This is a genomic window from Duganella sp. LjRoot269 (assembly GCF_964254095.1).
GTDB classification, from domain to species: domain Bacteria; phylum Pseudomonadota; class Gammaproteobacteria; order Burkholderiales; family Burkholderiaceae_D; genus Rugamonas; species Rugamonas hordei.
The window spans coordinates 5208066-5225980 of the sequence record NZ_CAXUSL020000001.1; the positions used below are offsets into that span (position 1 = coordinate 5208066).

Here is a 17915-nt window from a genome sequence, read left to right on the forward strand (position 1 = left end):
AGCGGGGTCAGTTCCGGCAACCGGTCACGCGTGGCCGGTTGCCGGAACTGACCCCGCTTTCAAGGCCTTAAGTCCGAGCGGCACGCTGGCTGCCAGCGCCAGCAACGAAAACAGGACCACGCCCCGGCCGCCCGTGTCCTGGAACAGCTCCCCGGCGCCGACCGTGCCCAGCGCCACCGCGGCAAACGTCACCACCACCGATTGCGACAGCAGCGAGCCGTTGCGGTCGCGCGCCGAAATGAAACTGTTCAGTATCGCCATGATGGTATAGAAGGCCCCGTTCAGCGCTAGCTGGGCGATGAAGAACGCCAGCGCGCCTTGCGCCGTAAAGAAGCCGGCGACCGACACGGACATCACAACCAGCGCCCCCATGACCGTCAGGCCGCGCCGCGCCGCCAGCGCCGGAATAGCCGGCACCACCGCGCCGAAAAAGCCCAGCAGCGACGACAGCGACAGCAAGATTCCCGTCGTCGGCAACGACAGGCCGATACGGGTGCCCTGCAAGGCAGACACCGCCCACACGCCCGCCTGCACGCTGTACACGCCGACGAACACGCCCCAGGCCAGCCACACGTCCGTCCGTCCGCGTGACCGGCCCTCATGGACTTCCGGCTGCCGTGCCGGCATCAGCGCCGGCACGCGCACCGCCGCCAGTCCCAGCACCGCCGCCAACGCCGCCAGGCCGAACCAGATCTCGCGGCCGGCCGCCACGCCGGGCAGCAGCGACAGCAGCGTGAACACACCCGCCACCGCCAGCCCGGAAAGCAGCAACACCACGCCCCACAGGCGCTCCGCGTCGCGATGACAGGCCAGGCAGATGCCGACCATGACGATCATCTGCGCTTCGCAGAAACCGGCCACGAGGCGCGCCACGGCAAACGCCGGCGCCCACACGGTCAGCGCCGACAGCATCTGGCTCCATGCCAGCAGCACCAGCGCGCCGGCGGTGAGCCGCGACGGCCAGCGGCGGGCCAGCGCCGGCAGCACGACGCAGCCGGCCAGCATGCCCACCATCTCCGCCCCGGCCAGCATGGTGGCCTGTCCCTCGTCCAGCCGCAGGCGCGCCATCGCGTTGGTCACCAGCAGCGGCATCATGGTGGTGCCGCCTATGCCCAGCGCCCAGCAGCAGGCCAGGATGAAGGCGGGACGGGCTTGTCGCGCGGGCTGCGCTGGCGTGATGATCATCTGTCCTCCGAGGTATGCGGCGACACTGCGCGCCGTAATCAAGCATACGATGCCGCGGCGCCAAGACAGGTCAAAAACGGCCAAAAAGAGACACCCAGGCGGCCATTTCCGCGCCGGATGCGCCATGCGCGCAAAACCGTACTATGCTGTCGCGTATCTACCAAAGGAGCAGCTGTGACGGAGAAATCCCACCACCCCGATGCCGATGCCGACGTGCCGCCCCATGTGATCCGCCAGGTCCTGCAACTGCTGGCCAGCGCCGGCCATTCGTCCGAGCGCCTGTGCAAGGGGCTGGGCTTCACGCCCGAGAACCTGTGCGACGCCAACTTCCGCGTCTCTTACCGCCAAACCAGCCAGCTGGTGAAGCGCGCCATGCAGCGCTGGGGCGACCCGGCCATCGGCATCGCCACCGGCGCCCGCCAGACCGTGGTCTGTTTCGGCCTGCCGGGCCTCGGCATGCTGACCTGCGCCACGCTGGGCGAGGCGTTTCACTATCTGATCCGGCACCAGCGCGCGGCCGGCGCCTTCACCGTCAATGAGCTCAGTGTCCTCGACGAGCATCACTTCGTCGCCGAGGTAACGACCCGTTTTCACGATCCTGAAATGGAGCCCTTCTTCATCGAGGAGATTTTCGTCAGCAGCGTCCAGGTGTCGCGCGCCCTGGTCGGTTCGCACTTCCGCCCGGCGCGGCTGGAGCTGCGCTATCCGCGTCCCGCCTATGCCAGCGCCTACACCGAATACTTCCGTTGCCCCGTGACGTTCAACGCCCCGATGAACCGGCTGATCTGCGACATGCCCTGGTTCCACTGCCCGCTGCCGACCTATGACCGCTACATGCAGGCCACCCTGCAGGCGCAGATCGACCAGTTGCTGGCCGTCGACCAGCCGCGCAACGACCTGGTGGAATCGATCATGAACCTGCTGCGGGCCTCGGTCGACGAGGTGCCCGGGCTGGCCGCTATCGGCGCGACGCTCAATCTCAGCGAGCGCACGCTGCGCCGCCGCTTGTCGGACCTGAACACGTCCTATCAGCAGTTGATCGATCAGGTCCGCTATGAATGCGCGCTCGACCTGCTCAAGCGCAGCGACATGCCGCTGGTGGAAATCGCCATGGCCACCGGCTTCACCGATGCGCGCAACTTCCGCCGCGCGTTCAAGCGCTGGTCCGGCATGCTGCCGAACCAGGTAAGACAAGGCGCCGCCGCACCCCGCCTGAACGCCTGGGGATAGTGGACTTTCACTTCGCCCGTCAGGACAGCTCCCACTTCCCTTCGCGCGAAACCGCCAGCCCGCGCTTGCGCAGCGATTCCAGATAGCGCGCATGGCCGCGCACTCCTTTTTTGCGGAACAGCGGTATCAAACGGGGAAGGAAGTTCGGCGCCAGCATCGCCAGCCGCACCGACCATGACTCGCTCCAGCGCGGATAGCGCTCCAGGCACGGACTGTCGAGCATGCGCATCACCTGGCGCGCCACGTCCGCCGGCTGCTGCGGCGGATCCATGAACTGCAGGGTGTTGCCGCCTTCGACCGCCTCGCGCATCAACATCGGCGTCTCCGTAGCCGAGGGCAGCACGCTGCCGACATGCACGCCGTGCCGCTCCCGGTCCATGCCCAGGCACAGCATGGCGCCGCGCAGGCCGAATTTGGTGGCCGAATAGATGCCCGTCTCCGGCAACGGGAAAATCCCGCCCAGTGAAACCGTGTTGATCACCCGGCCATCGCCGGAGCGCTGCAAGGCGGGAAAGGCCAGCCGCGTCAACACGATGGGCGACAGCAGATTGATGTTCAGCTCCCCGAGGATATGCTCGACCGAGCGTTCCTCGAAGTGGCCGGTGCCGGTGATCGCGGCGTTGTTGACCAGGATATCCAGCCTGCCGTAGCGCGCCTGCACAAACGCCAGCAGTGACGACAGTTTGCCGAAATCGCTCAAGTCGATCGCCACACCCACCGCAGCCGGTCCCAGTTCGGCGGTGGCGCGGTCCAGCGCCTTCTGATCCAGGTCGGCCAGCACGCAGATGATGCCGCGCTCGATGAAGCCCCTGCAGATCTCGCGCCCGATGCCGCCGGCTCCGCCTGTGACGATGGCGACCCGGCCGCCTTTCGATGTTGTTGCCATATGCATTCCCTCAAGTGTTGGCGGCGAAACTGGCCGCGCCCAGTTGCATCCAGATGGTCTTGGTCTCGGTGTACTGGTCGTGCGCCATCAGCGATTTTTCGCGACCGCCGAAGCCGGACTCCTTGTAGCCGCCGAACGGCACGCCGGTGTCCCCCTCCGAAAAACAGTTGACCGACACGGTGCCGGCGCGGATCGCCCGCGCCACGCCGTGCGCCGCGTCCAGGTTGCTGGTGTAGACCGACGATGCCAGGCCATAATTGGTGTCGTTGGCAATCGCGATGCCCTGCCGCAGGTCGTCGAACTCCATCACCGACAGCACCGGCCCGAAGATCTCCTCGCGCGCGATGGTCATCGCCGGCAGCACGCCGTCGAAAATGGTCGGTTCCACGAAGCTGCCGCCGGAATCCTGGCGCACCTGCGCGCCGCCGTGGGCCAGCCGCGCACCCTGCGCCTCGCCGCCGGCGATGTAGCCGAGCACGCGCCGCATGTGACCCGGCTCGATCAGCGCGCCGACGCGGGTGGCCGGGTCCAGCGGATCGCCGACCCGCCAGGCGTCGAACTCGCGCCGCAGCAGCGCCAGCAGCTCGTCCTTGCGCGAACGGTGCACGATCAGGCGCGAGCCGGCGCTGCAGTTCTCGCCCTGGCAGAACAGCGCCCCGGTGGCCACCTGCTGCGCCACGCGCGGCAAGTCGGCCGCGTCGGCCAGCACCAGCGCAGGACTCTTGCCGCCGCACTCCAGCACCACCCGCTTCAGGTTGGATTCGGCCGAATACTTGAGGAACAAGCGCCCCACCTCGCCCGAACCGGTGAAGCTGAGGCAATCGATGCCCGGGTGGCGCCCCATCGCCTGCCCCACGGTCTCGCCGTAGCCGGGCACGATATTCAGCACGCCGTCCGGCACGCCGGCCTCCAGCGCCAGGCGACCCAGCATCAGCGCCGTCAGCGAAGTCTGCTCGGCGGGCTTGATCACCATCGAATTGCCGCTGGCGAGGGCCGGCCCGATCTTCCATCCGGCCAGGTACAGCGGAAAATTCCACGGCAGGACCGCGCCCACCACGCCGATCGGCTCGCGCACGATCATCGCCACCACGTCGGGCGCGGTCGGCGCCATCTGGTCGTACAGCTTGTCGGCCGCCTCGGCGTGCCAGCGCAGGCTCTCTATCATGTCGGGCAGGTCGGCGGACAGCGCGTCGCGTATCGGCTTGCCCGAGTCCAGGCTCTCCATCAGCGCCAGCGTCTCCAGGTTGGCCTCGACCAGGTCGGCCAGCCGCAGCAGAACCTTCTTGCGGTGCTTGGGCGAGGCGCCCGACCAGTCGCCGCGCTCGAAGGACTGGCGCGCCGCGCTGACCGCGTCGTCCACCTCGACGGCGCCGCAGCGGGCGACGCCCGTCAGTCTTCGCCCGGTGGCCGGATTGATGGAATCGAATTCCTCGGCCGAGATTGCGTTGACGAAGCGCCCGCCGATCAGCGCACGGGTTTCAAAATCGAGCCGCGCGGCCTGCTGCTGGTAGTACTGCACTGTCTTGTCCATGGGGTTCCTCTCAAGCGGCCACGCGCATCGCCGGCGACGGCCGCGCCGCCGCACCGGTGCGCAGATGGTCATAGTAGGTTTCGCTCAGCTCCGGCCAGCCCATCTTCCTGCGCAACTGCTTCAGGTAGGACTTGAGCGCATGCGCCTCCAGATAGACCTCATGCCGCTGCGACTTCACGAATTTCAGGCCGCCCGACAGGTCCGGGTCGTCCTTGGCGATCAGCGCGTCGAACCGGCTGCCGCCGCCGGGGTTGTTCAACTGGTCGCGCAGATAGGCGGCGATCATGAACGCTTCCGTGTCGAACAGCTTGTAGGCGCTGGAGTTGGTTTCGACATAGCCGATGCCGAACAGGTTGCGGTGGTCGCGGCTGAACATCGACAGGTACAGCTGCGGTCTGCCGCCGCGCCACTCGAAATATTCCGCCGCGTACTTGCAGCTCCATTTGTAGCCGGTGGCGTAGACCACCAGGTCGAGCCGCTCGCGGCTGCCGTCCTTGAAGACCACCTCGTCGCCGTCGTAATAGGCGATGTCCGGCTTGACGGAGATATTGCCGTGCTGGAGATTGTGCAGCAGCTGCGAATTAAGCAGCGGATGGCTTTCGAACAGCTTATGGTCCGGTTTCGGCAGGCCGAAGCGGGTCAGGTCGCCGGTGAACATCTTGAGCAGCAGTCCCATCACCGGCCGCGCGATCCACATCGGCAGCTGCGGTCCGCTTTCCCCGACCTGGTCCGCCGGCAGTCCGAACAGATGCTTGGGAATGAAATGGTAGCCGCGCCGCATGCTGATGAAAGCCTTGTCGGCGCGCGCCGCCGCGTCGCAACCGATGTCCGCGCCCGAGTTGCCGACACCGACGATCATCACGCGCTTGCCGGCGAATTCGTCGCTGCTCTTGTAAGTGACGGAATGACGGATCTCGCCATTGAACTGGCCCTTCACCTCCGGCATGTTGGGATCCCAGTTACAGCCCGTGGCGCAGATGACGGCGTGGTAGCGCCGGCGGCTGCCATCGCCCAGCGTCACCAGCCATTTTCCGCTGTCCTCCTTATGCACGTTCCGCACCGACGTATTGAAGCGGATCGCGTCGCGCAGGCCGAAGGCGTCGGCGTAGCTGCGAACATAGCTCAGTATCTGTTTGTTGGTGGGGTAGTCGGGAAAGGACTTCGGCATCGGGAAGCCGATAAAGCCCGACAGGTCGCGCGACGAAATGAAGTGGGCCGATTCGTAGATCGGGCTGCCGGGATTGCTCATGTCCCAGATTCCTCCCACATCCGAATGGCGCTCGAACTGCTCGTACGCCAGCTTCATGCCCTTCAATGCGCGCGCCGCCGACAGGCCGCCCGGCCCGGCACCCACCACGCATACCGCGTTGCCGCAATCGATAATTTCATCCTGCTGTTGGTATGACATGTTCACTCTCCCATTTTTATGAAAATCCGGAGTTCATTGTGCAAACAAAGACGGCGGCGCACGGGGTCCAAAAGGACAGGCGGGGAGCAATTCCGGCCAAGCGCCGCGGACGGGCGGCAGCGCAACACCGGCGCCGGTTTGGCCACGCGGGCATCCTCCGCTGTCCGATCCAGCCCCCGCTCCACGCAACCTCCCGACTACATTCGATCAAAACAATCACCGGGAGATATCATGAAGACACCAGCAACGACAACATCCATCGCCCTCGCCCTGGCGGGCGGCGCGGCCCTCGTTCCTTATGGCGCAAGCGCTGCCGACGACATCCAGAAAGTGGTCGTCACAGCCCAATCGCGCTCGCAGTCGGCGCAGGAAGTGCCGATCTCGATGGAGGTCGTAACGGCCAGGGACATCCAGAACCTGGGGGCCAAGAATCTCGGCGACCTGACCGGATACCTGCCCGGCCTGCAGGTGGACGCCACCCAGCCGACGCAGCCTGTGTTCGGCATACGCGGCGTGCAGCCCGGCGATTTCGGCATCGGCACCGACACGCCGGTCGGCATCTACGTCGACGGCGTCTACACCGGCAAGACCGGCGGCGCGCTGATGAACTTCATCGACCTGCAACGCGTCGAGGTGCTGAAAGGCCCGCAAGGCACGCTGTTCGGCCGCAACAGCGCCGCCGGCGCGATCTCCGTCGTCACCAACGAGCCGGAAAACAGCTTCGACATGGCCGGCCATATCAAGGTCGGCGACTATGGCCGCGCCAACCTGGACGCGATGATCAACCTGCCGCTGGGTCAGGACACGGCGGCACGCCTGGTCGTGGTGCGCGCCGCCAGCGACGGTTGGGTGCGCAACGCCGCCAACGGCGCCCATGCCGGCGGCGACCAGTCGTGGGCGACGCGGCTGTCGCTGAAGCACAAGCTGGGAGACGCGACGCTCAACCTGTCGTGGGAGCACGAGCAGCTGCGCCAGGCCGGCTGGCCGGCTTTCGGCGTGGTCAAGGATGGTTCGCAGCCGCTGGCCGGCTATCGCGGTGTCTACGACGCGGCCTATGTGGCGAACTTCACCGATCCGCGCACGGCGCCGCTGGAAAACGACGTCTCAGGCGGCGAGCGGCGCAATTTCGACGGCGTGACGCTGCGCGCGGAGCTGCCGCTCGGCGGCATGACGCTGCGCTCGACCACCGCCTACCGCACCTTCTCTTCGTTCAACCAGACCGACAACGACGGCACCGCCCGCGTCGATGTCTCCCTGTCCAACACGGACCAAAAGCGCGCCTATAGCTGGCAGCAGGAATTCAAGCTTTCGGGCAGGACCGCGCAGCTGGACTGGATCGCCGGCGCCAGTTTCTACGACAACCGCGAGCGCCAGGCCTCGACCGCCTTGCTCAACACCGCCACGCTGGACACCATCAACCTGCTCGGCGGCGGCAACGCCGACTTTGCCGCGCTGTTCGGCGGGCTGGGACAGGCGGGCGTGCCCGGCGTCGACGGCGCATCCAGCTTTGGCTGGGGCGAGACCAGCTACAACTATCTGCAAACCCGCGCGGTATCGTTATATGAAGACGTGATCTGGCATATGACGCCGGCCACCAACCTGACCGTCGGCGTGCGCTGGAGCCGGGACCGCAAAAACATGGAGTGGTATGTGCCCGGCCGCAGCTCGCCGGCACTGGACACGCTGCTCGACACCTACGGCGCCGCCGCCGGCCTGAGTGCGGCGGCCCTGCCGTCCAACCAGATTTTCTACGCGGCCGGCCGGCTGGCGGCCACGCCGGTCCGGGCCACGCGCAGCTGGAGCGACTGGAGTCCGCGCCTGGTGCTGGATCATAAGTTGACGCCGGACCTGCTGCTGTTCGCGTCGCTGTCGCAGGGCTACCAGGCGGGCGGCTTCAACGTCTTCACGCCGCCCAATGCCGCATCGGCAGTCGCCGCGGAGCGCGACCCGAGCTTCGCGCCGGAAAAGATGACCAACCTCGAACTGGGCTTCAAATGGTATTTCCCAGGCATCCGCGCCACGTTGAACGGCAGCCTGTTCGCCTATCGCTTCAAGAATCTTCAGGACATCAAGCTGGGAGGCACCGGCCCGATCGCGACTTACAACGTCATCAACAGCGACCAGCAGGCCAAGGGGCTGGACCTCGACGGCCGCCTGCGCATCGCGCCGGGCGTGACGCTGTTCGGCGGCATGGAGCTGATCGACCAGACCTACCGCAGCTATCGCACCGCCGATACCAGTGGTGCGACGCTGGACCTGTCCGGCCAACCGGTCGGCACGCCCTCCTTCACCGGCATGGCGGGCGTGAACGCCAGCTGGGAAGCGCTCGACGGCCGGATCAGCGCAACGCTGCAAGGCACCTATCACAGCAAGACCCGCTGCAACGACGACACGCGCGCACTGCAATGCCTCAACGCTCCGGCCTTCCGAACGGGCGAAGCGGGCGGCAAGGCCGACCTGAGGCTGGGCTGGGACAACGCCAGCGGCAAGTTCGGCGTGGGCCTGCTGGTGAACAACCTGTTCAACAAGCGCTATGTCTACAACCTGGACGGACAGACCAAGCAGGTCGGCATGCCCTATGCGAGCGTGACGCCGCCGCGCACCATAGGCCTGGAACTGAAGGGCAGCCTGTAGACGCGTCTACAGCTGCTCGGGATAGCCGGTGATGTCGGCGATCTCCTGGTACATCGGCTGCAGGCGCTGGTACATGCCGAGGTAGACGCGGCGGTACAGCCTGTCGTAGATCTGCTGGTTGGCGGCGATCGGATGGAACACGCGGCCCGTGCGCGTCATGGCCCGCGTGGCGCTGTCGAAGTCCTTGTGCAACCCCAGTCCAGCGGCCACGGCGATCGCGGCGCCAAGGCCGGAAGTCTCGTAGATGTGCGCGCGCGCAGCCGGCAGGCCGAAGATGTCGGCCGTCAGCTGCATCGCCGCGTCGCTTTGCGAGCCACCGCCCGCCACGCGCAGTTCAGTCACCGGCACGCCGCTGCGCTTTTCGATACGTTCCTTCCCTTCACGCAGCGCGTAGGCCAGGCCTTCAAGTATCGCCCGGTACATATGGGCGCGCGTGTGGACGTCGCCGAAGCCGATCATCGCGCCCTTCGCTTCCGGACCGGGGGTCTTGATGCCGGGGCTCCAATACGGCTGCAGCATCAGGCCCATCGAACCGGGCGGCACCTGATTCACCAGCAGGTCGAACATCGCCTCCGGCGCCATGCCCTGCTCGGCGCCGGCCATCTGCTCCAGGTGGCCGAACTGCTCCTTGAACCAGTTGACCATCCAGTAGCCGCGGAAAATCTGCACTTCGGTGTTGTAGGCGTCTGGAATGGCCGCCGGATAAGGCGGTATCAGCGGCGTGACTTCGACATACTTCCTGGTGGTGGTGTTGATGGTCGCCGTGGTGCCGTAGCTCAGGCAGGCGATGTGCGGCTCAAGTCCGCCCGAGCCGATCACCTCGCAAGCCTTGTCGGCGGCGGCGGCCACCAGCGGCGTGCCTTGCGGGATGCCGGTCGCTTCGGCCGCGGCAGCCGTCACCGCGCCGATCACGGTACCCGGCGGAACCAGTTCCGGCAGCATGTCCGGCCTGATGGCCAGTGCCTCCCATTTCCAGTCGCGCGCGCCGGCCCACCGGTGCTTCTTGTAGTCGAACGGCAGATAGGCCACTTGCGAGCCGATCGAGTCGACATGTCGTCCGCTCAGGCGGAAGTTCAGAAAGCCCGACAGCAGCAGGTATTTGTCGGTCCTGGCCCAGATCCCGGGCTGGTTCTCGGCGATCCAGTTGATCTCCGCCTCGCGCCGGAAGTATTCGATGGTGCCGGACACGCGCGCCAGCTTGAACGCGGTGCGCCACAGGAAACTCAGGGGCTTCTGCTTGCCGACGCGGCGCTGGTCCAGCCAGGTGATGGCGGGCCGCAGCACCTTGCCGTCGCTGTCCACGTTGACCACAGTGCCGCGCTGCGTCGTCACCGCCACGCCCTTGACGGCGGAACGCGGAATATCTGTCGAGGCCCACAACTGCTGGCATGCAGAACAAACCGCCCGCCAATAGCCATCGGCGTCATGCTCGGCCCAACCGGGGTAGTCGGAGAAGTAGGCCTGCAGATGGACCTGCGCCTTGGCCGCCAGGTTGCCGTTCAAATCGAACAGCAAGGCGCGCACGCTCTGGGTGCCGTTGTCGATGGAGAGGATGTATTGGTCAGCCATGTGTGTCCTGATGCCGCCCGTGCTTATGCGGGCAAACTGTAATGGGTATTCCATAATGCCAGATAGGCGGCCAGTTCGGCGTCCCATCGCTGGTCGCTCCAGCCGAGTTCCGGCTGGCAGATGGCGCGCACGCGGTCCATGATCTCGATGCCGCCACCGCGCAACTGGATGCCGATGCGGCTGCGGCGCAGCAGCAGGTCTTCCAGCTTTTGCACCGATTCGCAACGCGCCGCCCAGCGCAACTGCGCCCAGATGGTCTCCGTCCCCGCGATCAGTTCCAGCTCCCCCGGCTGCGCCGCATCGAGCAGCTGCCGCGCCAGCGCGCCATAGCGGCCCTGCAGGCGCTGCGCCTGGCCAGCCGGCAGTCCGCGCTGGAAGATAAGCGCCGCTGCCGGCCCGAACACCGGCTGCGGCTCCAGCTTGTCGTGCCAACCCGGCAGCAGCGTCGCCGCCAGCTTGAGCGCATCGAGCGCGATGACACGGAACGTGGTCAGCTTGCCGCCGGTGACCGTCAACAGGCCCTCCTCCAGCCACAAGGCGTGGTCGCGCCCCTCCTTCGACGGATCGGCCTTGCCGCTGTCGATCACCGGCCGCACGCCGGCATAGCTGGCGATGACGTCGCTCTCGCTCAAGTTCAATTGAGGGAACTGGTCGTGCAGCGCGGCCATCAGGTAATCGACTTCGGCACGGGTGATGCACGCTTCGAGCGCCATGTCCTCCCTGTGATCGACATCCGTCGTGCCGACCAGCGTGACGCCTTCCCATGGAAACGCGAACACCGGACGGCCGTCGGCGGGATGCATCAGGCTGATGGCCTGCGCCAGCGGCAGGCGCCAGGCCGGCAGCACGAGGTGGCTGCCGCGCAAAGGCCGCAACCGGGGCTTGGCGCCGTTCGACGTCCCCCGGCTGCCCTGCATGCGCAGGCCGTCGGCCCAGGCGCCGGTGGCGCTGATGACCAGCCGGGCGCGTACCTCGTGCGACTCACCGGTCAGACCGTCGCGCAAGCGCGCGCCGCGCACGACACCGCCCGCCGCCGGCCCGGCGTCCCCGCGCAGCAGCGACTCCACCGCCATGTAGTTCAGCGCGACGCCGCCGTGCCGCTGCGCCTCCTGCAGCACGCGCAGCACCAGCCGCGCGTCATCGGTCTTGGCGTCGGTGTAGACCATGCCGCCCTTCAGGCCAGCGGACGACACGTTCGGCGCCAGCGCCCCGAACTCCTCGCGGCCGAAGTAATGGCGCGCCTTCTGCCCCGCCATGCGGTCGTATATCGCCAGCCCGAGCAGGAACATGCGCTTGCCCGGCTTGCGGCCTTCGTACTCGCCGAAGGCAAAACTCTGCGGTTCCACCAATCCCGCAGCCCGTTGCAACAGGTGCTCCCGTTCATGCACCGACTCGCGCGTCAGCGCAAACTGCCCTTCCTTCAAATAGCGCAAGCCGCCATGCACCAGCTTTGACGACCGGCTCGACGTGCCCCAGGCAAAGTCGCGCTGCTCCACCAGCAGCGCCTTCAGGCCGCGCCGCGACGCCTCCAGCAATATGCCAGCGCCGGTGATGCCGCCGCCGATCACGATCAAATCCCAGTCTCTCGCCAGCAGTTCCGGCAAGCCTGTCCGCCCGCCGCTGCGCCACCAGGCCGTCATGGCAGCAGCTTCCCGGGATTCATGATCTGCTGCGGATCGAAATACGCAAACATCGCGCGCATCGCCGCCAATCCCAGCTCGCCCTTCTCCGCCACCAGGTAAGGCGCATGGTCGCTGCCGACGCCGTGCTGATGGCTGATGGTGCCGCCATTCTCCACAATCGCCATGCTGGCCGCCTGCTTCAGCGATCGCCAGCGCGCCAGGTCGGATTCATAGCCGCCGGCCAGCCGGTACACAAACGTCGTATAAACGCTCGCCCCCTGCGCATACAGGTGCGACAGGTGCGTATAGGTGTGTACCTGCTCGCCGTGTTCGGCCAGCGCCGCCGTCGCCGCGGCCTCCACCGCCCGCATCATGGTCCCCACGCGCGGCCAGTCCACCGCCGTCTCCACCGTGTCGATCGCATAGCCGTGCGCCCACGCCGCATTGCGCAGGTAGACGTTGCGGAAGCGGTTCTGCTTCCACTTGTCGCCCATGGCGCGGCCGATATGCACGCCGCCGTGCGGCCGTGTCAATTCCAGCGCATCCTTCAACGCCGCCTTCGCCGCGCCCTGGCGGCCGCTCACGCCTATCATCAGCATGCACTTGCCGTCCTTGCAGCCGCGCCAGCCCAGGTAGCGCTCCAGCGCCGAAATCAGCTTCTTGTGGCCGGCCAGCGCCAGCATGGTGGTGGTCTCCAGCGGATTGGACAAGCGCAGCATCGACAGCGACAGGCCGGCCTGCACGACATGCCGCACCGCCGTCTCCGCCGCCTGCCAGTCCGGGAAGAACACCGCATGAAACGCCTCATACTCGGGCACCGGCGTCACGCGCACCGTGGCTTCGGTCAGGATGCCCATGCGGCCCTCCGATCCCAGCACCATCTCGCGCAGATCCGTGCCCGCGGCGGACGCCGGGAAGGTTGGAATATCCAGCGTGCCGGCCGGCGTCTCCACCTTGCCGCCCTTGAACATCTGCTCGATGCGGCCGTAGCGCAGCGATTGCTGGCCGGACGACCGTGTCACCACCCAGCCGCCCAGCGTCGAATATTCAAACGATTGCGGGAAGTGCCCCAGCGTATAGCCGCGCGCCCGCAGCTGCGCCTCCAGATCGGGACCGAACACGCCGGCACCGAAGGTCGCCAGCTGCGACTCGGTATCCAGATAGTGCAGCTGCCGCAGGCGCGTCAGGTTCACCGCCAGCACCGGCTGGTCGCCGGCCGGCGCCGTCAAATGGCCGGCCACGCTGGTGCCGCCGCCTTGCGGTATGACGACCACGCCGTGCTGCCGCGCATACTCCAGCAGCGCCCGCACCTGCTCCGGGCTTTCCGGGTAGGCCACGCCGTCCGGCGCCGTCTCGATCACGCCATGGCGCAGGCGCAGCCAATCCGGCAGGCTCTGGCCCAGCGCGTTGCGCAGCCGGACCTCCGGCGCCGTATCGATCAGGGGATGCGGCGCCAGCCGGGACGGCGCGATCTGCGCGCAAGCCTGCTCGTAAGCCGCATCCGCCACCGGCGAGCCGTGCCCGATGCGCTGCGCCAGAAACGCCAGCGCATCCTCGTTCAGCGCAAACTCTATCGTATCGTCACCCCAACCGTTCCAGCGTCTCATTGTTTTCCTGTCTGCGTAGCGGAGCGCTTGTTATACTGGCGCGCACCGAGTTTCAATGACATCAGAATAAGATAACGCCCGCCAGAGGTATTGCGCTTTCATGACAACCGCCTTGTTCGATTATGCCAAGCCCGCACGCTGACCTGTCGCGCCGCGTCGCCGGGTCGTATCTGCAGCCCCTGCTGGAAGCGGCGGCGGCGCGCGGCGTCACGCCCGCAGTCCTGGAGCGCGCCGCCGGCATGGCCGCCGGTGCGCTGCAGCCGCCGCCCGATTCGCTGCCCGCCGACGACTACGTGCGCCTGCTCGATGCCGGCGCCGCGCTGGCGGCCGACCCGCACTTCGGCCTGCACGTGGGCGAGCGCGTCAAGATGGGAACCTACAGCGTCTACGGCCTGATCCTGCTGAGCTGCCGCGACTTCGGCCAGGCCTTCGAGCAAACCATGCGCTACGAGCAGCTGGCCCACGACCTGGGCCGCTCGGAGCTGACTGTGAAAGACGGCGTGGCCCGCTACACCTGGCACAGCAACTACAGCCCCGTCCACCGCCACCTCGCCGACAGCGTGTTCGCCGGCATCCGCGTGTTCGGCAACTGGCTGGCCGGCGTGACGCTGCCGGCCGCGCGGCTGGCGCTGACCCACGACGGCGGCGACCCGGCCAATCGCGATGAATATGTCCGCGTGCTGGGAGAGATGCCGGACTTCGGCGCGCCGGCCAATGTCGCCACGTTCGACGCTCAGTTGCTGGCGTGGCCCGTGCCCAACGCCGACGTCAGCCTGTATCCGGTGCTGCAGCAGCACGCGGAGCAGCTGCTGCGCCAGCGCGTACAAAGCGACAACTCGATCGCGCAGCAGGTCCACGCGGCCATCGTCCGCAACCTGGCGCACGGGCAGGTGCGGCTGGCGTCCATCGCCGAAGAATTGAAGCTGTCGCCGCGCACGCTGCAGCGCAAGCTGAGCGACGCCGGCGCCACCTTCCAGCAGATACTGGACCAGGCGCGCTTTGCCCTGGCCAAGGACTATTTGCGCCAGCCGGAACTGAGCCTGGTCGACATCGCCTTCCTGCTGGGCTACCAGGAGCAGAGCGCCTTCAACCACGCGTTCAGGGAATGGGCCGGCGTCAATCCCGGCGCCTACCGGACTTAGATCTCGTTGCCCTTGACCCGTATGAACGGGCCGATGCACTTGTCCATGCGCCGCTCGACGCACATCAGGAACATGTCGCCGGTGGGATGGAACAGCAGGTAGCTGGTGACCGCGCGCCCCACCTCGGTCACGTCGCCGAGGCAATCGAGCTTGCCGTTGTCCTTGACGATGGTGTCGACTTCCTCATAGAAGCCGTCCTTGTCGGGCTGGTCGCTGATCGAGAAGGTGGACTCGGCCACCTCCTCGTTGCTGAACACCAGCGTGCTGCCGTCGGCGCGGATGCGGTAGGTTTCGCTGCAGGAGCCGTCGGGCAGCGTGACCTGCCAGGTGCCGATGACCGGATGGTCGTGCCTCAGCGGCGCGGCATGAGCCACGGCCGCCATCGCCAACGCCGCTGCGCACAATACTGGACCCATCCTCATCGCCCGCCTCCGCTATTTTTCAGCCACCGCCTTCATGTTGGCCAGGCCGGTCTCGAAGTCCTTGCCTATCATCTTGTCCATGCTGACGGCCAGGCCCATCAGCTTGGTCATGAAATTGCTCGGGCCGGACATGGTCCAGGTCACCGTGGTCAGCTCGCCCTTGGGTTCCAGCGCGAACTCGGTCAGGCAGTGCGATTCGAACGGCTTGAGGAAATCGAGCTTGATGTCGACCTTGGTCGGCTGCGCCAGTCCGGTGATCTCCATGCGGCCGGCGCCGACCTTGTCGTCGCCCTCCCACGCATAGACGGCGCCCTGGTCCTTGGGCGCGCCGCTATAGGTGCGCTTCATGGCCGGGTCCAGCTTCTCCCACGGCGACCACGCGGGCCAGTTGTGGAAATCGCTGATCAGCGGCTGGATTTTCTCCGGCGCCGCCTTGATGGCGATGCTCCGCTGCACGCGGAAGCTGTCCGGCTGCATGGCGGCCAGGCCCAGGACGATCAGGATCAGTACGACAACGCCGATTGCGATTTTCTTCAACATGTTTTATCCCCTGTTTTGTGAAAAGCGCCTCTAGCCTATCATGTTTTTTTGATCAGTCGCACCGGCAAGGAGTCTGGCGTCATCGTGAAGGTGAAGCGCTCCTCGGCCTGCGGCGCGCCCGGTTCGCGCACCAGCGTGAAGTTCTTGACCAGCATCGACATCGCCATCTTGATCTCGGCCATCGCCAGATAACGGCCGGGACAGAAACGGGGCCCGCCGCCAAAGGGAAACTGCTTGCGGCCCGGATCGTCGCCGCTGCCGCCGGCCGCCTCCAGCCAGCGCTCGGGCAGGAAGCGCTCCGGCTGCGCCAGCTCGCAACCGCGCTCGGACGCGTGCCGCAGCAACAGGAAAATCACCGTGCCGGCCGGCACCGCGAGATCGCCGACCACCGCATCCTCGTTCGATTCGGCCGCCATGAGGGGCGCGACCGGTTTCAGCCGCATGGCCTCGCGCGTGGCGGCGTCGATGTACTGCAGGCGGTCCAGCAGATGGTAGTCGGACAGCACCGCACCGTCGCCGAGGACCTGGCCGGCCTCCTCCGCCATGCGCGCCGCCGCTTGCGGATGCATGGACAGGAAATCGATCAGCCAGGCGGCCGTGTTCGAAGTCGTATCCTCGCCGGCGAACACCATCGTGATCGCGTTGCCGACCACCGCCTCGTCGGTCAGGCCGGAGTCGGGCTCGTCGCGCGCGATGATCAGCGCCTCCAGCATGTTGGACGGCTTCTGCCGCAACGCCGGATTGCGCTCGATGTTCTTGCGCGCCTCGGCGATGAAGCCGAAGATGGCGCGCTGGATGCGCGCCGCGGCGGCGGTGGCCTCGTGGTCGTCGGCGCGCTTGAGCAGCCCCACGCGCCAGTAGGCGAACGGCGACGTCAGGCGCTTGGCCACCAGCTTGAACAGGAATTCGATATCGCGCTGCAGCGGATGCTCCTCCAGCTCCAGCGTGTTGATGTCCTGCCCCATCGCCAGGCCGATGGTCACGTCCAGCGTATAAGCCTTCAGGTCGCGCAGCACGTCGACCGGCTTGCCGGCGGCGATGGCGGCATCCCAGCGCGCGCGCAGGCGCTCGGTCAGCATCGTCAGCGTCGGGAAGAAATTGTGGATCACCTCCGGCGTCAGCGCCCGCATCACCAGCTTGCGCTGGCGGCGCCAGTCCTCGCCCTCGGCCGTAAACAGGCCGCGCGTGCCGACTTCGTTCAGCATCTCGGCGGTGCGGCTGGAACGCCGCATCGCGTCGGGACGGTCGCGCAGCAGGGTGGCGATGACGTCGCGGTCCGCCGTCACGACGAACTCCTTGCGCATGATGCGGAAGCGGTACATCGCCCCGAATTCGCGGCCCCAGCCCTCCAGCACCTGATGCATGGGCCTGACATTGATGTCGCGTACATTGCCCAGCAAAGGGCGCCCCTTCGGTCCGGGCAGATCGGCGATACGGCGCAGCGTGTTTTTTCCCATTTATTTTGGTCTCCGCTTACACTATACCCCGAAATGTTGACTTTATACTCACTTATTGGAGAAGCTGATGCTTTCGCATGTCTACATAGGGATCAACGACTTTGAGCCGGCCTACGCCTTCTACAGCGCGCTGATGGCGGAGCTGGGCACGCGGCCGCGCTTCAAGGACGCCAGCAAGCCCTGGGCGGCGTGGATGCCGGCGGAAACCGCGCGGCCCTTGTTCGTGATCGGGAAACCGTATGACGGCCAGCCAGCGGGATGCGGCAACGGCCAGATGTTCGCCTTCATGGCGCCATCGCGCGCGGCGGTCGACAGTGCCCATGCGGCCGCGCTGGCGCATGGCGGCCAGTGCGAAGGAGCCCCGGGCTTGCGGCCGCATTATCACGCCAACTACTACGGCGCCTACTTCCGCGATCCGGAGGGGAATAAATTATGCGTCGTCTGTCATGACGCCGAACAGGCTTGAGCGTGCTGTTCAATCTTAAGCCAGCGCTTCCTTCGCGGCTTCCTCCGGCGTCAGGCCTTCGTAGAACTGGTCGGTGAACCACTCGACCTGTTCTTCGATATGTTCCTGCGCTTGCTCCTGCGTGGCGCCGCCCTTGACCAGGAAGCCCTCGACTTCGATGCACCAGTTGATCAATTCCAGGGTTTCCGGATCCAGTTCTTCTTTTTTCTTTGCCAT

At 66.5% G+C, this 17915-nt stretch carries 15 protein-coding genes; 4 read left to right on the top strand and 11 right to left on the bottom strand.

From position 1 onward, the window contains the following. Positions 1 to 24: 24 nt before the first annotated feature. Positions 25 to 1185 (bottom strand): hypothetical protein, encoded by a 1161-nt coding sequence (locus ACSQ3S_RS23305; RefSeq protein WP_436143920.1) that lies wholly within the window; start codon positions 1183 to 1185, stop codon positions 25 to 27. 174 nt (positions 1186 to 1359) lie between these two features. On the opposite strand from ACSQ3S_RS23305, the gene ACSQ3S_RS23310 reads away from it, so the two are divergent. Then, a complete protein-coding gene (locus ACSQ3S_RS23310) occupies positions 1360 to 2415 on the top strand; it encodes an AraC family transcriptional regulator (protein ID WP_436143921.1) in 1056 nt (351 codons plus the stop codon). A gap of 19 nt (positions 2416 to 2434) precedes the next feature. Here the strand turns inward: ACSQ3S_RS23310 and ACSQ3S_RS23315 are convergent, their stop codons facing one another. The 3 genes from ACSQ3S_RS23315 to ACSQ3S_RS23325 are packed head-to-tail and all read right to left on the bottom strand — an operon-like array spanning position 2435 to position 6240. Next, positions 2435 to 3301, bottom strand: coding sequence for an SDR family NAD(P)-dependent oxidoreductase (locus ACSQ3S_RS23315; protein WP_436143922.1), 867 nt, complete (start codon positions 3299 to 3301; stop codon positions 2435 to 2437). Positions 3302 to 3311: 10 nt separating this feature from the next. After that, the gene (locus ACSQ3S_RS23320; protein ID WP_353402993.1) at positions 3312 to 4832 is read right to left on the bottom strand and encodes an aldehyde dehydrogenase; all 1521 of its coding nucleotides are present in this window, start codon (positions 4830 to 4832) and stop codon (positions 3312 to 3314) included. Positions 4833 to 4842: 10 nt separating this feature from the next. Next, complete coding sequence (locus tag ACSQ3S_RS23325) at positions 4843 to 6240, bottom strand: flavin-containing monooxygenase (RefSeq protein ID WP_176651705.1); 1398 nt, start codon at positions 6238 to 6240, stop codon at positions 4843 to 4845. Positions 6241 to 6471: 231 nt separating this feature from the next. On the opposite strand from ACSQ3S_RS23325, the gene ACSQ3S_RS23330 reads away from it, so the two are divergent. Next, entirely contained in the window at positions 6472 to 8874 is a 2403-nt protein-coding gene (locus tag ACSQ3S_RS23330) for a TonB-dependent receptor (protein ID WP_436143923.1), read from the top strand. 6 nt (positions 8875 to 8880) lie between these two features. On the opposite strand, the gene ACSQ3S_RS23335 is transcribed toward ACSQ3S_RS23330, so the two are convergent. From ACSQ3S_RS23335 to ACSQ3S_RS23345, 3 genes are read right to left on the bottom strand one after another with little or no spacing between them, the layout of a single operon-like run. Continuing rightward, complete coding sequence (locus ACSQ3S_RS23335; protein ID WP_176651707.1) at positions 8881 to 10443, bottom strand: FGGY-family carbohydrate kinase; 1563 nt, start codon at positions 10441 to 10443, stop codon at positions 8881 to 8883. A 23-nt stretch (positions 10444 to 10466) separates the two neighbouring features. Then, on the bottom strand, positions 10467 to 12083 hold the full coding sequence (locus ACSQ3S_RS23340; protein WP_436143924.1) for a glycerol-3-phosphate dehydrogenase/oxidase: 1617 nt from the start codon (positions 12081 to 12083) through the stop codon (positions 10467 to 10469). Then, entirely contained in the window at positions 12080 to 13672 is a 1593-nt protein-coding gene (locus ACSQ3S_RS23345) for an FAD-binding oxidoreductase (RefSeq protein WP_436143925.1), read from the bottom strand. Before ACSQ3S_RS23345 ends, ACSQ3S_RS23340 begins: the two co-directional genes overlap by 4 nt. A 122-nt stretch (positions 13673 to 13794) precedes the next feature. Between ACSQ3S_RS23345 and ACSQ3S_RS23350 the strand changes: the two genes are divergently transcribed. Further along, on the top strand, positions 13795 to 14814 hold the full coding sequence (locus ACSQ3S_RS23350) for an AraC family transcriptional regulator (RefSeq protein ID WP_413448021.1): 1020 nt from the start codon (positions 13795 to 13797) through the stop codon (positions 14812 to 14814). Here the strand turns inward: ACSQ3S_RS23350 and ACSQ3S_RS23355 are convergent. The 3 genes from ACSQ3S_RS23355 to ACSQ3S_RS23365 are packed head-to-tail and all read right to left on the bottom strand — an operon-like array spanning position 14811 to position 17233. Then, positions 14811 to 15230 carry a hypothetical protein gene (locus ACSQ3S_RS23355; protein WP_353402987.1) on the bottom strand — a complete coding sequence of 140 codons (420 nt, stop codon included), beginning with the start codon at positions 15228 to 15230 and terminating at the stop codon, positions 14811 to 14813. The genes ACSQ3S_RS23350 and ACSQ3S_RS23355 overlap by 4 nt on opposite strands. An 18-nt stretch (positions 15231 to 15248) precedes the next feature. Next, positions 15249 to 15776: an SRPBCC family protein gene (locus tag ACSQ3S_RS23360; RefSeq protein WP_176651712.1), complete on the bottom strand. Its 528-nt coding sequence runs from the start codon at positions 15774 to 15776 to the stop codon at positions 15249 to 15251. Positions 15777 to 15814: 38 nt separating this feature from the next. Continuing rightward, positions 15815 to 17233, bottom strand: coding sequence for a cytochrome P450 (locus tag ACSQ3S_RS23365; protein ID WP_436143926.1), 1419 nt, complete (start codon positions 17231 to 17233; stop codon positions 15815 to 15817). A 67-nt stretch (positions 17234 to 17300) separates the two neighbouring features. On the opposite strand from ACSQ3S_RS23365, the gene ACSQ3S_RS23370 reads away from it, so the two are divergent. After that, positions 17301 to 17699: a VOC family protein gene (locus ACSQ3S_RS23370; protein ID WP_436143927.1), complete on the top strand. Its 399-nt coding sequence runs from the start codon at positions 17301 to 17303 to the stop codon at positions 17697 to 17699. Between the two features lie 15 nt (positions 17700 to 17714). Here ACSQ3S_RS23370 and ACSQ3S_RS23375 read toward each other — a convergent pair whose 3' ends face one another. Continuing rightward, the gene (locus tag ACSQ3S_RS23375) at positions 17715 to 17915 is read right to left on the bottom strand and encodes a hypothetical protein (RefSeq protein ID WP_072780462.1); all 201 of its coding nucleotides are present in this window, start codon (positions 17913 to 17915) and stop codon (positions 17715 to 17717) included.